This is a genomic window from Paraliobacillus sp. JSM ZJ581 (assembly GCF_044383835.1).
In the GTDB taxonomy this organism is placed as follows: domain Bacteria; phylum Bacillota; class Bacilli; order Bacillales; family Amphibacillaceae; genus Paraliobacillus.
In genome coordinates this window covers 1-15,470 of sequence record NZ_JBISEP010000004.1, presented here as the reverse complement: position 1 = coordinate 15,470, position 15,470 = coordinate 1, and the positions used below count along the sequence as shown (strand labels likewise).

The 15,470-nt window shown below is 34.7% G+C and carries 14 protein-coding genes and 1 pseudogene; 8 read left to right on the top strand and 7 right to left on the bottom strand.

Annotated features, from left to right (window positions below):
* Positions 1-199 precede the first annotated feature (199 nt).
* Genes ACH6CY_RS03740 through ACH6CY_RS03715 form a run of 6 tightly spaced genes read left to right on the top strand, consistent with a single transcriptional unit; the run spans position 200 to position 2,102 of the window.
* The gene (locus ACH6CY_RS03740) at positions 200-418 is read left to right on the top strand and encodes a spore germination protein (RefSeq protein ID WP_374065923.1); all 219 of its coding nucleotides are present in this window, start codon (positions 200-202) and stop codon (positions 416-418) included.
* 23 nt (positions 419-441) lie between these two features.
* On the top strand, positions 442-654 hold the full coding sequence (locus tag ACH6CY_RS03735; protein WP_374065922.1) for a spore germination protein GerPB: 213 nt from the start codon (positions 442-444) through the stop codon (positions 652-654).
* A gap of 45 nt (positions 655-699) precedes the next feature.
* Complete coding sequence (gene gerPC / locus ACH6CY_RS03730; protein WP_374065921.1) at positions 700-1,257, top strand: spore germination protein GerPC; 558 nt, start codon at positions 700-702, stop codon at positions 1,255-1,257.
* 11 nt (positions 1,258-1,268) lie between these two features.
* The gene (locus ACH6CY_RS03725; RefSeq protein ID WP_374065920.1) at positions 1,269-1,484 is read left to right on the top strand and encodes a spore gernimation protein GerPD; all 216 of its coding nucleotides are present in this window, start codon (positions 1,269-1,271) and stop codon (positions 1,482-1,484) included.
* Positions 1,462-1,842 carry a spore germination protein GerPE gene (locus ACH6CY_RS03720; protein WP_374065919.1) on the top strand — a complete coding sequence of 127 codons (381 nt, stop codon included), beginning with the start codon at positions 1,462-1,464 and terminating at the stop codon, positions 1,840-1,842. The genes ACH6CY_RS03725 and ACH6CY_RS03720 overlap by 23 nt, the downstream gene beginning before the upstream one ends.
* Positions 1,843-1,883: 41 nt before the next feature.
* Positions 1,884-2,102 (top strand): spore germination protein, encoded by a 219-nt coding sequence (locus tag ACH6CY_RS03715; protein ID WP_374065918.1) that lies wholly within the window; start codon positions 1,884-1,886, stop codon positions 2,100-2,102.
* A 243-nt stretch (positions 2,103-2,345) separates the two neighbouring features.
* On the opposite strand, the gene addA is transcribed toward ACH6CY_RS03715, so the two are convergent.
* From addA to ACH6CY_RS03695, 4 genes and pseudogenes are all read right to left on the bottom strand, one after another.
* Entirely contained in the window at positions 2,346-6,056 is a 3,711-nt protein-coding gene (addA, locus tag ACH6CY_RS03710) for a helicase-exonuclease AddAB subunit AddA (protein ID WP_374065917.1), read from the bottom strand.
* Complete coding sequence (gene addB / locus ACH6CY_RS03705; RefSeq protein WP_374065916.1) at positions 6,056-9,541, bottom strand: helicase-exonuclease AddAB subunit AddB; 3,486 nt, start codon at positions 9,539-9,541, stop codon at positions 6,056-6,058. The genes addA and addB overlap by 1 nt, the downstream gene beginning before the upstream one ends.
* A 317-nt stretch (positions 9,542-9,858) precedes the next feature.
* Positions 9,859-9,985, bottom strand: a pseudogene (locus tag ACH6CY_RS15685) (DNA/RNA non-specific endonuclease); the annotation flags it as partial.
* 333 nt (positions 9,986-10,318) lie between these two features.
* Positions 10,319-10,978, bottom strand: a complete 660-nt coding sequence (locus ACH6CY_RS03695) for a TVP38/TMEM64 family protein (RefSeq protein WP_374065915.1) — start codon at positions 10,976-10,978, stop codon at positions 10,319-10,321.
* Positions 10,979-11,614: 636 nt separating this feature from the next.
* On the opposite strand from ACH6CY_RS03695, the gene ACH6CY_RS03690 reads away from it, so the two are divergent.
* Positions 11,615-11,998 carry a YhjD family protein gene (locus ACH6CY_RS03690; RefSeq protein WP_374065914.1) on the top strand — a complete coding sequence of 128 codons (384 nt, stop codon included), beginning with the start codon at positions 11,615-11,617 and terminating at the stop codon, positions 11,996-11,998.
* 62 nt (positions 11,999-12,060) lie between these two features.
* Here the strand turns inward: ACH6CY_RS03690 and ACH6CY_RS03685 are convergent, their stop codons facing one another.
* Positions 12,061-12,603, bottom strand: a complete 543-nt coding sequence (locus ACH6CY_RS03685) for a competence protein ComK (RefSeq protein ID WP_374065913.1) — start codon at positions 12,601-12,603, stop codon at positions 12,061-12,063.
* Between the two features lie 191 nt (positions 12,604-12,794).
* On the opposite strand from ACH6CY_RS03685, the gene ACH6CY_RS03680 reads away from it, so the two are divergent.
* Positions 12,795-13,265 (top strand): DUF3939 domain-containing protein, encoded by a 471-nt coding sequence (locus ACH6CY_RS03680; protein ID WP_374065912.1) that lies wholly within the window; start codon positions 12,795-12,797, stop codon positions 13,263-13,265.
* A gap of 258 nt (positions 13,266-13,523) precedes the next feature.
* Here ACH6CY_RS03680 and lplA read toward each other — a convergent pair whose 3' ends face one another.
* Entirely contained in the window at positions 13,524-14,519 is a 996-nt protein-coding gene (gene lplA / locus ACH6CY_RS03675) for a lipoate--protein ligase (RefSeq protein ID WP_374065911.1), read from the bottom strand.
* 96 nt (positions 14,520-14,615) lie between these two features.
* Positions 14,616-15,356 (bottom strand): MBL fold metallo-hydrolase, encoded by a 741-nt coding sequence (locus ACH6CY_RS03670; RefSeq protein WP_374065910.1) that lies wholly within the window; start codon positions 15,354-15,356, stop codon positions 14,616-14,618.
* Positions 15,357-15,470: the final 114 nt, after the last annotated feature.

The following is a 15,470-nucleotide window of genomic DNA, read 5'->3' as shown; positions in this document are numbered from 1 at the left end:
AGGATTTATTACATGACTCGCTTCTTTTCTTGTTAACATTTTCTATACACTAATATATTATAGCCATGAATAACTTCTCAGAGATAAAAAGGCTAGAAACTTTCCAACTATAAATAGTAAGAAATAATACAATTGACTTTACTCCAAAAAAGCACAAATGGGATGTTTACTCATAAACTAAAATAAAGGAGGAAGCAATATGCCTGCTATTGTTGGAGCCGTGAAAGTTAATTCTATTGGGGCTTCGAGCATCTTTCATATTGGAGATGTATATATCATGCAACCTTATTCTGATTTGAAAACATTCGCTGGTGGGGGCTCTTTTAATACAGGTAAAGGGCTTTCCATTCATATAAATGAATCAAATACGGAAATAAACGATCAGGATAACATTGATCAAATTGTAACAAGTTTTTAGGAATTAGAGGTGGAGTGATAACGATGCAATGGACCGTTCATCAAACGATTACGATTCAAATGCTAAAGATAGGTAGCATTTCTAATTCTTCCGTTTTACAAATTGGAAGTGCCGGTTCTATCCAATCTTCAGCAGACTTATATAATACAGGAGAGTATGAAGAACTAGCTATTCCTGCTGAATTACAACAAGGTAAACCCGAAGCACCATTAGTTCCATTAGCAGCTTTTAGTTAAGTTGATACTACGATTAAGAGTGATGTGTATTACAGGAGGGATAAAATGAATAATGATACTTGGCATCATTATATGGAACAGTTACATGCACACATAAAAAAACAAGATAAATTAATTCGTGATTTATCAATTCGAATAAATGAACTAGAATCACAACAAAAAAACGTCCCTTCCCACACTACGATTGAAAAATTAGAATATCATTTTGATCAATTAAAAATTGAACGTATGGATGGTACACTTCATATCGGTTTTACTCCTGAAGATCTTGCAAATGTAGAAGATTTTTCTGTTCCATTAAAGCAACAAGAGAGGCGATTAAATCAACCTCACCCTTTACTCTCTCAATTAGAGGAGTATATTTATCAAGTTGGACCTACTTTGCTTGATCAAATGTCGAAAGATGTAAACCGACCAATTGATGAAACGAAGAAAAATCTTATTATTCAAGATATATGTAAACAGCTATCTGAACGTATAGCCTTTTATAACAAAGAAGCAGATAAACAACAAATTCAACAAAAAAACAACAGAGAAAAATTTATTTTTAACAAAATTAAAGAAGAAATAGATTATGGATTGAGAGAATATTTTAAACAGTAGGAGTGAAACATATGTATTTTGAAGTGCATAATTGGGGGCTACATGTGGGAGGGATCGATATAACAGCAATATCTTCTTCATCCATTTTCCTTGTAGGAGATAACGATTGTATGCAATTACAATCATACTACGATACTCCTCCAGAATCCTATGTAGTTGGTTCCCTTGTTCCATTAAGCCGTGAGGATGGTGAAAGTATAGCACATGTCTCGAACATCGACCATTAAATTAGCTCGAGTGAATAATATGATTAACTCTTGCATCTTTGAAATTGGTGATGCTTCCATTTTAAAGCCGAAAGTAAATGTCATTGCAATTCAAAAAGAAGGTGGCGTAAAATCTGACAAAGGATATGCTTTTAGTAACTATCCTCTTTTTAGCAAAAAACTCCCTCCTTTACCGAAAGTACCGATACAAAAGATTACAATTAATCATGATAACATGGTACATGTCAATGCAATTGATATAACAGGGGTAACAGCCGCTTCAGTTGTTCAGCTTGGAAATGTAAATACAATCGAAGCTGAATCAAGACTTAAGCATATTCGAATTTTGCAATCAGATGAACAGTTAAATGAACAGTAACATACGATAACTAAGAAGAAGAATTAAAGAAGGTGGATGATATGCCAGCGATAGTCGGACCGATTAAAATTGTTTCAGTTGGTGGCGGAGTAATTAATTTTGGAGACAGTTTTTATTTATCACCAAAAAGTTCATCAAAAACATCAGCAGGTTCAGGTGCTTTCAACACGGGGGATTTTATTAATACAAATAGTGGTTTAAATGCAACAAACACACTTGATCCAGATGCAGTTGATCAAGTAATGAGCGCCAATGCATAAAGTGGGCTACCCCCACTTTTACATAAAAAGAGGCTGAAACATAACACTATTTCTCATTTGAAAATCCAAACTATTAATTCATTGCAACAGATTAAACACCGCTGTGGAAATATACTTGCTTTCCGCAGGTACGGCTTCAGCTAACTCCTAAAAGAAAAAAAGACGGATAATAATCCTTGAACAAGGTATTATTATCCGCTTTCTACTGCCCACTATCTAGTTGTGCCCTAAGCTCTTTTTATATTATTCATTTATTTCTATTAACATACTATTTGAAAAGAAATATAAAAATTTTTTGACAACTGGTTTCTTCCATATCTCTGCTAACGCTTTTGCATATAAATTTAATTGTATACGATACCGCTCAGCTAAGAGACTCTCTTCTGTACCTTCCTGTACTCGATCGGTTTTATAATCGATTATTATCCACCCATCTGATACTGGTACAATTAAATCAATCACCCCTTGGATAAACACGCGCTCCGCTTCATCTGAAGTCCAGTTAGAATAAACTTCTTTTGCGTTTAAGGTTAGACTAAACGGAACTTCTCGATAAATTTCTTCACTTTGTAAAATGTGTGCTGCTATATCTGTTTTAAAGAAAGCAGCAATTGCTTGTGGGTCAATTGCATCTGCTTGATTTTGCGTTAATATCTCTCTAGTCACCATCTCTTGAACAGCTTCTAGGACCTCTTTTTCCTTCCATTCTTTCACAAAAGGAAGGTGCTGCATAACTGTATGCATTGCTGTACCGATTTCCGTCGCTCGTAATTTTTTTTCTTTTTGCATAAAAGCGGGTCGTTTTTTGATAGGAGCTTTAAAATTTTTGATCAACTGTGTATCGCTGTAGATATCTTTTATTTCTCTCTGTCTTTTCAATTCAGTAACTGTCTGCTTCGCTCGGAAACTTGCTGCTTGTTTATATGGATAAGAAAAGGTTAAGCGTTCGTGCACTTTCTTATCTAATGTTTGATCGGTGTTTGATATAGGGTCCCACTGACTTATTTTTTGTTCTATACTCATTTTTTCTTGCTCTAATCCCATTGTTTGTACACGATATACATTGGCATGTTCTAGTTGGATATTCCATTTAGAACTATCTTCTACAATAGCCGAAGCTACTTGACTTGATTCTTGCTCACGCAATACTGTTGCATGTTTATGACGAATAAGACTAGAAGCAACCCAATCCAAATAAGTATTTGTTTCTAAACGATAATGCGCAGGTAACACCCAGTCTAAATGATCGGTAACTTCTCGCCATTTTGCTAATTTTTTTTCTAAAGATGCAACGGATCCAATCATGACTAATTTCTCTTTTGCACGGGTAAGGGCAACATATAACACTCGCATCTCCTCTGCCCAGTTTTCTTGTTTCATTTGTTGCTTCAACGCATGATAGACAAGAGTTGGGTACATAATTCTTTTTTCTGCGTCAATATATTTACTACCAAAACCGAGATCTTTGTGTAATAAATACTTTTTCTTTAAATCTTGTTGATTAAATTGTTTATCCATGGCGCCCAAAATAACTACGGGGAACTCAAGTCCTTTACTTTTGTGAATAGTCATGATTCGAACCACATCTTCTGATTCACCTAATGCTCGTGCTGCACCAAGGTCATCCCCTTTCTCCTCCATTCGATCAATTAAACGTAAGAAACGAAATAGTCCTCTAAATGAAGTAGATTCATAAGCACGGGCTCGATCATATAAAGCACGAAGATTTGCTTGTCTTTGTCTACCACCAGGGATTCCACCAACAAAATCATAATATCCTGTATCACGATAAACTTGCCAAATAAGCTCTGCAAGTGGGCCTTGTCTTGCTTGCGTTCGCCATGCCTCCAATTGTGTTAAAAAAGTAGTAAGCTGGTTTTGTTTCATTGGATTGGATACCATATCTTGATAAGCAAGTAATGCCTCATAATAGCTTACTCGTTTTTTAGCTAAACGGATTTCTGCTAAATCATTTTCATCTAAACCTACAATTGGTGAACGTAATACACTTGCAAGTGGAATGTCTTGCTGTGGGTTATCAATCACTCTTAATAAATTGATCATCACTTTAATCTCAATTGCTTCTAAATAACCACTGGCAATCTCCGCATAAACTGGTATCCCTTGTTTTTTCAATTCTTCCATAATCATGGGAGCCCATGTCATCGAACGCATTAAAATAACGATATCCCGATATTGTATCGATCGTTTTTGGCCTGTAGCCTTATCCATTACTTGCAATGCAGGTTGACCTTTATTTCCGATCCAGCTTTGGATACGTTTCGCATAGGCTCTTGCTTCGATTTGTGCTTTTTCTAAATCTTCAAGTGTCTCTTCTTCCGTTTCTGATTCCACTTCTTTTGTATCACGGTTAATAATAACTACTTCCGTATTTGGATTTTCTAGCGGTACTTGATCATAGGATACATTACCATAGATTAATTCCGCATCTTGATCATAAGCGATCTCACCAACTTCTTCGTCTAGTAGTTGACGAAAGATGTAATTCGCAGCTGCTAATACTTCTTTTCGACTTCTGAAATTCCGTGCTAAATCAATTCGTTTTTCATCATTTGTAGGATCAGCAAATTGTTTGTATTTATTAATAAACAGCGATGGTTCCGCATGACGGAAACGATAAATGCTTTGCTTTACATCTCCTACCATAAATAAGTTACCTGGATCTTTTTTTGTTACTAATGATAGAATCGTCTCTTGTACCAGGTTTGTATCCTGATATTCATCCACTAAAACCTCTGTAAATTTAGCTTGCATGGCTTTAGCGACATTAGAAGGAATGATCTGATCTGACGTTGCTTCATCTGCTAGTAAAAGTTGCAAACAATAATGCTCTAAGTCTGAAAAATCAACAAGTGCTTTTTCTTTCTTTACTGCTATATAGCTTGCTTTAAAAGCCTTTACTAATGTGACCAATTCTTTCATCAATGGGTATAGTGCTTGCATATCTGTTAAATAATCAGCTAATTTTCTAGAGAACCAATTGTCAGATAGCTCGTTCCAACGTTTTTTATATTTATTTCGTATTGACTTAACTTGTTCTTTTGTCTCCTCATTACATTCCACTTTTTTTCTTGATAAAGCTTTAAATTTAGCTTCAACAAAATGAACGCGGGTATCTTCCCAACTTATTTCTAACTTTGCTTTTGCCTCTTGAATCATGACTAAATCATTATCAATAGCTTCTGCATAATGGTAAGGTCCATCATTCTCTTTGGTTTTTTCTAAAGCTTGTATTGCCTCATTTTGCATGGCGTTAAGCTGTCTATGCACATCTTCTTTTAAAATAGTTAACCATGGAATAGCCGTTTCATCTGTTTCTGATGTGATTGCATACATGTCTACAATTTGATCCAACCACTCTTCTGGCCATGGGTTCTGCATAGCGAAATCATACAGTTTTAAGATTAATTCTTCTACTTCTACATCACTACGATCACTAGAAAAACTATCTACCACTGAGAAAAAAGCTTGCTGTTCATTTGTTTCTTTCCCATACCATAATTCAAATAAATCGTCTATTACTTCTTGTCTAAGCATATCCGCTTCGATTGTATCAGCAATCCTAAAGCCAGGATCAATATCTAACAGATAAGCATTTCGACGAATTAAATCCATACAAAAAGCATGTAATGTAGAAATGGATGCTTGTTGTAATAATGCTAATTGTTTTTTTAAATGAACTGATTGAGGTGAAACTTCTAAAGCTGATTCTAGTGCTTCTGCAACTCTATTACGCATTTCTTGTGCTGCAGCATTCGTAAATGTTACAACTAATAAAGTATCGATAGCTACTGGATTTTTCTTATCAATTAATTTCTGAATAATCCTTTCAACTAACACTGCTGTTTTACCAGATCCAGCCGCAGCCGCTACTAACGTATCTGTACCACTTGTATATATTGCTTGTTCTTGCTCTTTCGTCCACTGCGGCATTATTGGTCCTCCTTCCGCTTTATTTTTTCTATTATTTCTTCATCTTTCCATTCTTTTAAGCGACGATAATCGTTTTCTGGTAACGTTGTATCAAATTGACAGACAGATCGAAACGGACAATACGTACAAGCTACTTGTTGTTTTTGTTGGTATGGATTTAATGATACGCCACCATTACTAATATCCACACCAGCCTCAATCATCAATTGGCGCACATAACCTTGCAATGATTCAAATGTTTCAGAAGTTGCCGTATTGGAACCACTTCTGAAATTCCCATCTTTTTTAAGACCAGCTGGAATCATTGCACTCATCCCGCTATCCAAGCTCGTATCCATCATTTTCACAATGGATTCATCCTCTAATAATAACCCTTGCATTTTAAATTTTTTAAATATTTTCTCATCAATGATTTGTTCATTTAGCGCATTATTTTCTGATAGCATTGGATTATGCACATGAAAGTAAAGTACACCGGCAGGCGTAGCTTGGAGCCCTAACCATTTTTCTGCATTTGTTAGAATGACATCTAAATAAGCTAACATCTGTAATGATAAGCCATAGTACACTTCCACTAGATTTAAACCTTTTGCACTTGACTTATAATCAACAATACGTAAATACAAGTCATCTGCTTCATTCGCTTGGTCTACTCGGTCGATTCTCCCTCTTAATAGCAACTCATAACCATTTGGCAATGGTAAGCGTAATGGAGCTAATTGACTGTTAGATAACCCGAATCCTAATTCTAAGCCAACTGGAGAAAAAATACTTTTTCTTGATTGTTCACTTAATACAAATGTTGCTCTTGCAATAATTCTCTCCAGCTTTGTTTTCATATAGTAAAATCGATTTGAACTGTGCAAAATTTGATGTTGCAAAATTGGCGCTAATTTTTCGACGGCTCGTTTAGCATAATGAGCTGCTTCTTCTTGATAGACATGGTGAAAGCTTTTGTCTTCTGACTGAATCCATTCTGTGATTTTCTTCAAGGCTTCGTGAAATAATTGCCCAATATCAGGTGCATCCAATTTATACGTTTGTCGTTCTGTTAGCCCCAAACTGTATTGAGCAAAATGTTGATAAGAACAACGATAATACGTTTCTAGCCTTGATATACTTGCTTTTATTTGTTTTGGATATAACTTATTGACTGTATCTTTTTCTAAATTAACTGGTTTATTTTGATATAGCAAGCTTTGTAAAACAGCGTATGTTTTCCCATGTTTTTCTTGATGACGAACAAACCAATTAAACACACTCCACCAGATCGGATCAATTGGATAGTTTCTTTGGTACTTCGCTAACTGTGCTGTTAAAGCAGATCGCGTTTTGTTTGGTGTCGTTACAAAACGCTCTGCCTCTTCCATCTCCTCTGGATCTTGCAATAAAATAATTTCTTCTTTTGTTTTCGGAAATAAATCGTATATACGCTTAATTAATGGTGAAGCTATTTTTGCTTTACCTTCTGAATCACTAAGCGGATAGCTTATCCACAGTTTATTAGTCGCAAGTGTAAATGCTAAGTAGACATAAAACCAATCATCAATCAGTTGTTGTTTTTCTCCGTCAGCTAACTGTAATCCATGTGCCCCTAGTAATATTCGATCTTCTTCGGATAACACACTATCTATCTTCGGCTTCATTGGCCAGGTTCCCTCATTGACTCCTAATAATAAAGAAGCCTTTATTCCGGTCATTCTAGATCGATCAATTGTTCCTACTACTACATGATCCATACTTGGCGGAACATGTGCAAAGGTTAATGTATCTAAACCCGTTTCTAAACTTTGTTGAAACAATTGTAATGAAATCGTTTCAGAACCAGTGATTTCAACCATTTCATCTAAAAGTTGTAACACCGCATCCCAAACTTGTTCTTGTTCTCTAGCAACCTCCAACGCACCCTCCTGTTCAAATTGATTACGAAGATATTCTAATTGATCAGGTACTTCTAACTGTTCCAACCATTCATATAATGCAGTAGCTTTTTCCTCGATCGTTTCTGCTGATCGCAATTTTGTATCTAACGGAGCAAGTGCTTGTACAACTTGATCTCGATAACAATTGATTCTTTCTTGTTTTTCTTTTTCATAATCTGTTTGTCCTGCTTGTTCGAATCCTTTAAAACGCTGAAAAACCCACGGATTATCACTCAGCCATTGCTTTCTGCCGCGAATACCATATTCAAGTACATAATTCTCCAATGTATCAATAGCATCCATATCTAGAGGATCTGTTTGGCTGCTTGTTGGTATTAGTCCTGTTTTTAAGACGCGAAAAATGGTGTCATAACGCCAATTGCCACCAACAACATCGATAGCTGAACGGATTAATTCAATTAATGGATGATGTAGCATCGTTCGTTCCTCATCAATAAATACAGGGATACGATAATCTTTAAAAATCGTTGCGATTAAGTCATGGTAGACATCTGTTTCTCTTACTAGTACAGCAATATCTTGGTAGCGATACCCCTCTTCTCTTACTAGTCGTAAAATTTCTTGTGCTGCACCCTCTACTTCTGCTCGAGGATGCACTGCTTGTACAAGTTGAATTGGAGCATCATGTTGAAAGCTTGGAGCTGGTCTAGTATCAAAGAATTTTTCCAAATGATTAAACGCCGGGTGTAAACTATCTTCCTTTTCAGCTAGAACTTCTGTTTTTGTTTCACATCCTAATTCGTGTGCTAAACCGATCAAAGTATGATAAGTTTCTTTCGTTTGGGAAAAAATATCAAACGATTCTGTTGGCTCTGGTGGTATTTGATCTAAAGTAAGTGTAATCGTAGTCTGTCTTGCTCGTTTCATTAACGCGCCAATTACTTCTTGTTCTTGTGGTGTAAATCGATGGAAGCCGTCAACATAAATAATTGCATTTTGTAAAAATGATGCTTGTGACATGTTATCCATTAATAAATTAAGTTGATCTTCCTGGTCCATATACTTACCTTCTAACAAACTTACTAGCCTTTTATACATATAATATAAATCTTCCAACTTCTGTTTTAACCCTTTTTCATTAGATGTTAAATGTTTAAACCGTTCCATCTCCTCTAATTGCATGGCAAGAAGTTCGGGTGTGACTCGATAACGTTTAAATTCAGTAATTATCGATTCGATTTGCTCAATAAAACCGTGTTTTTCAATAGATTTTTGGAAGATTTGCCAATCGCTTGCTCGTTCTTCAATAATTTTACGAAGCATCATTTGTACACCAGTTGAGCTGATAAATTGTCTCGTCGCACCACCAGTCTCTTGTAAAACTCGCCATGCTAATCGTGAAAAACTAAGTACTTGTGCTCGGATACTTCCGTGTATATCGTCTTGTAATAATGCATATTCTTGTTGGAAAGTCATTTGATCCGGTACTAAATAAATAATTGCATTTCCTCTTGGATTTTGTTTTAATTCTTCTTTTATTTCTGTAAGACATTGATTGCTTTTCGATACGGTTGCATTACCTATTAAAAAACGGACAGTCATTTTTTTCTCTCCTCACATACTTCAATCGATTGTCTGTTCGCTTCTTTCATTTTAACATGATTACGCTATAACAACACATTTTCTCTATTGAAAATACAACAAAACACCCATAATACAACGTTTTAGCCATTTGATAAAAAATGAATAAAACGATATTTTGATTAAAAGTGTATCATTTATAGTATCATGAGAAATAGCACCTACTTTCAGTTAGTAGTTCAGTTTTGGAGTACAAACAATAAAAATGTAGTATAAACTGAACGTTGAACTGACTAGCGATTCAACGTTCAGTTATTTTTTCTCAAAGTTCTAGAGGCTTACTCACCTACCATCCCATCACCATCATTATCTCGCATATAGGGGTATAACCAAGGATCACCGCTTATCGGCATACTGAAATCTGCTTCTTTCGCTTTTTTTAATTGTTACTTGTCCATTACCATTAGGAAGTGGATATTTATAAGATGACTGTCGTTTCTTCGATTGATTTGGTTTTTTATAAGAATGCTTTGTCTTTGCTAAATTAATCATTTGCCCTATTTTTAGTTTTTTAGGATCTACGTCTGGATTAGCAACAATTAAATCATTGACGCTTATACTAGCTAAATTATTTGCAATTCCCCAAAACGCACCTCCTTCTTGTATCTTATATTGATCAGGTATAGCATCAGGTTTTTTTGGTATCAAGAAATGTTATAAACACAAAATACTCCCCTTAATATAGAAACAGATTTTCACTTTTTAATCTGTCTACCTTAAGGAGAGCATATCAATTGATTAATTCTTTTCTTTTATTTGTGTTATTTTATCTCTTTTACGTAGCCACTTTTCAATTATCTTACCTAATATCCAAAATAGAGAAATACTGATTCCTACTACAATTGTTTTGACTGGATTTTGGGCAAAAGAAGCAATACTACTTCCTACATATGCAATGGAAAATATCATTACTGTCTTTCCTAACAATACAGCCAATCCGAACTGATAGATATTGACTTTAGATAGACCGGCAACTGTATTAATAATCGCAGACGGTGAAAATGGAAAACACATTAGAATAAATAACGGCCCAAACCCATGGCGCTCCAACCAATTTGTTACCCGTTCTACCTGTTTATTGCGACGTATCCAAAGGAAAAAACGCTTATTTCCAAGCTTTCTAATAAGTGAAAATACAGCTATCGCACCAATACTAGCTCCTGCCCAAGACAACAAAAACCCTTTCCACAAACCATACGCGGCGGCATTTGTAAGTACAAAAACAACTAGCGGTAAAAATGGTAGGAATGCTTCAATGAAAGGAAGTAATAATCCGGGTAATGGCCCAAAGCTCTCGTACGTTTTTAATAATTGTTTTAAAACCATGTCGTATTGATCTGCTTCAATCAATTGTTGTATTTCATTAATTGTTATTACACTGTTGCTTAATACATACATACGGCATTTTCTCCTCCACCTTATCAGCTACTTCTTCTATACATGCTTAAACTACATACGATAAGTCAACATCGACTCTTTTCTTTCGTCGTGTTTCCTTTATCTCTTACGGCATTGTCCAGTTCATACGTTGTTAGACGGGTGTTTTCGCTTTTATTATCTAGCTCAAACACCCAACAACTAGTGAACTTCCTTCACCTCTGTACGATAAGTCAACATCGACTCTTTTCTTTCGTCGTGTTTCCTTTATCTCCTACGGCATTGTCCAGTTCATACGTTGTTAGACGGGTGTTTTCGCTTTTATTATCTAGCTCAAACACCCAACAACTAGTGAACTTCCTTCACCTCTGTACGATAAGTCAACATCGACTCTTTTCTTTCGTCGTGTTTCCTTTATCTCTTACGGCGTTGTCCAGTTCATACGTTGTTAGACGGGTGTTTTCGCTTTTATTAATAGTATTACACTTTATATTTTAATGTAAACCTTTCTGTTTGCCTATCTTTTCCTATGTATTTTAATCAATTTAAATATTTTATACCTATTTCAGTATATATTATTTTCAAATAGCATATCATGCAGTATAATAGAACAAATGTTCGTTCAAAACTGCGTCTTACTATCAAGGAGGGGATTACATGTGTTACTTAACAAATTCTGAATATACGCTCGGATCCCGCTTCCTCTTTTTATCAATGGCAATTACCGTTATCCAAAACGACTTAGTATCTTTAGAGCAAGGAATAGATATAAAGATTAAGGAACCCTATACAAATTTATTAAAAACAATGGAAGAACGTGCAATCGCTGAACGACAACAATTAAAAAAATATATGACTAAACAAAAATTACAAGTAGTTCGTTTAGAGAAAACAGATACTTTCTCTTCATATTTGTATATCTGCCAAGGTAGAGAGGAAAAGAGAAATTATTTTAACCCTGCGATTCGAACAAAAGTAACGAAAATTATTTATGAGTTAATGACTCAAGCTTTACCACATGTAAAAGAACCATATAGATGAATAGAGTCCCTTATATGCAAGGACTCTATTCATATCTCATTATACTAAGTCGGATCCTTGCGTTAATGAAGGTTTAACAAATCATCTTCGCTTTCTTTGGGGTGGTTAGTAGGTGTTTTTGTTTTTTTGAAGTGTATTCTTTCTTCTAGGAGATAACGGAATTGAGCAGTTCGTTGAAGTTGATTAAGCATAGAGCCATAAGAGACATCTAAGAAAATCGATTTTCCATTTCTAAACACAAATTCTGTTCCATTTCCAGGCGTTCGTCGTATCGTATATACATAAGAGTGTGAAATCCAAGAACAAAATGGCTGTTGAGGGGACGTTGTTGGAAAAAAATACATACCACTTGATGGATCAATTGATATCGGCACTTTATGCTTTACATTCAAAATCATACGAGTGCCTTCTTGCCTTCCTTTTAAACTACTCCCAAAATATTTACAGGCGAGATCAATTAGACTGATAGGGGATTGTTTTACGTAATCAGTGGTTCCATTACTTTCAAGGACATATGATAAGTAGTAACCATCCACTTTTTCCGCAATAATAGCTACAGTTACAGGATTAACCTCATAATCCTTTCTAAATTTTCCTTTTTCCAAAACATCATCTCCTTATTTTATTTTTTTGAATTATAATAAATTCAAAACATGTATATAATATACTATATAATTGTAAAATATGGCACTAAAATGAAGAAATGTACCTAAAATTGTCACAATTATATCTTGTCAATATTTTTATGATACACTGTGAATAGAATATACTATAGTAAGCAAAGGGGGCGCTATGTATGTGGAATCCTTTTAAAAAAACAAGCAAAACAAAAAAGGAAATGAAGAAAAAAGAATATCCTACTATTGATGTTTCCCTAGATGACTTAAAAAGCGCAATTCATGAATATGGTATGCAACTGCCCAATGAAATTCCATTGAGTGTAATTGTGACAGATGATTTAACGATTGATTATAAATTACTCGCTCCTATCTTAAAAGGTATACCTAATAAAACATATTATATGTCAAAAGAGACATATGAAATTTTTGAAGAGAAAGATAAACAACTGGCTATTGACTTTGATAATGTCCAACGTGCAGTAGATAGCTACATCCAACAAACAAAGGAACTCCCCGTTATACATGGTGATCCCTATAAGCGAGTTAGTTATCATAAGCTGGAAAAGCTAAGCTTATTAAATTATCGACCTCATCAAGAATTTTATATTACAAATGATGAATATCTAATTACCAATCAACGAACTTAATTTATCGCTCAAGTAAATTTATAAGCGTCTTTCTCCTATGAGATCAAACCAAAAATATAACAGGAAAGACGCTTGAATGTTTAAATTTTTTACAAGTATAATGTCTATTCATCGATAGTCTATCCACTAAAACATTGGTAGATTACTGTACCCCATTCATTTCATAAAATTTAATCAAGTTAAAATCTAATAAAAACGGAGTTGCCTAAAAGACAACTCCTAATAGTAATATCAATTATTCTTTTGTGAAGATTTCAATTAATAAATTAAATCGATTAATTGTTCCTCTGTAATTTTACCTAAATAATGTGGTACATCAATATTCGCTAATGCTTCTTCTAGCGCTTGACGCTGATATTTTGTTCCAATCAAGCTTTCTTCTATAACAGTAACATCTCCAATGCCGAAAAAATCACCATAAATTTTACAGTTTTTAATTAAACCTTTTGAAACATCTAATCGAACATCCACTAAGCCAGAATCAAATTTATGAGATTTCTGAATATCAAAAGCTGGTGATTTTCCATAATTCCAGTCCCATTGTTGATAGCGCTCTTTAGATAATTGTCGGATATTCTCCCAATCTTCTTTGGTTAGTTTATATTGAGGAACATCATTTACATCTTTTACATTAAAAATATACTTTAACATATGTTCTTTAAACGCATCCATTGATAATTCTTGCTCCATAAATTCGGAGATATTAGCAACACGACTGCGAATGGACTTAATTCCTTTTGATTTAATTTTTTCCGCATTCACATTTAGTGCAGAGACAACATGTTCAATTTCTGAATCATACATTAACGTACCATGACTAAACATGCGACCTTTTGTCGTGAACTGCGCATTTCCAGAAATTTTCCTTCCGTTTGCTACTAAATCGTTACGTCCTTTCAGTTCTGCAGGAACTCCCAATTGTTGAAGTGCCTCAACAACTGGTTGCGTGAATTTTGCAAAATTATGAAAACTATCACCATCATCTTTAGTAATAAAACTAAAATTTAAATTTCCTTCATCTTGGTAAACAGCACCACCACCAGAGAGACGACGCACAACTTTAATGCCTTGATCTTCTACATATTTTGTATTAATCTCTTCAATTGTGTTTTGGTTTTTCCCAACAATAATGCAAGGCTGATTAATATAAAACAGTAGATATGTATCTTCTTCACCAAAATTTTTTAGCACATATTCCTCAAACGCTAAATTGATTTGCGGATCGGTTATCCCTTGATTATCAATAAACTTCATTAATCCGATAAACCTCCTTTAGATTATATTAATACCAGTGTAAAACAAACACCGAAGAAAGGCAATTTCTAAATAATTTGGTTAGTTAACAACACTTTAAGAGGGGGAAGTGTACCATTGAAACCCTGATTCAGCTAAGTCTATTTTGCCACGATACACTTTCTCTGCTTCTTTTTTTAATTGTTTTCTATCACCAAAATGAGGGTGATGACTTAATAATAAATGACTAACGTTTGCATTCTCTGCTATTATAGCAGATTCCACACTAGTCATATGACCAGATTCTGAGCCATTCTGCTCTTCATAAAAACTACAATCTGTAATTAATAAATCAGCATCCTTTGCAAAAGGAATAAAAGCATTTTGGAAACTTGAATCAGCAGTATAAACTAAAGTAGATTCTCCATCCGTAATACGCATTCCATAGCACGGTACAGGGTGTTTAGTTTTTAAGAAAGTAATAGTAAACGGACCAATCTCCATTGGTTCATCAGGAACATAAGCCCTTCCTTGTGTTGCTTGGTGGCTAAGTTTAGCAAATGCCTGCTCATCTTCACGATGCCCATATATCGGTAAAATTTTTTTTGTATGATGAATCGCATTTTGGACAAGAAAATAATATTGTAGCATACCAATATCTGCAATATGATCTTGATGATAATGAGAAACAAGCACAGCCTGTAAATCGATAACTTCTGTATACTTCGGCAATTGTGCTAATGCGCCACTACCACAGTCTAATAATATTTTATACCCATCCTTTTCAAGTAAATAACAGGATGTTGCACTATTCATCTCAGGATATGCTCCCCAGAAACCAACAACAGTAAGTTTCACCACTTCACCCCATTCAAATAAAAAATTACTCGATTAATGAACTGACCTAGCCATATGAGACACATATAAAACACCATTATCGCTAATTTTAATGTAACACTTTTCTACTGTTTT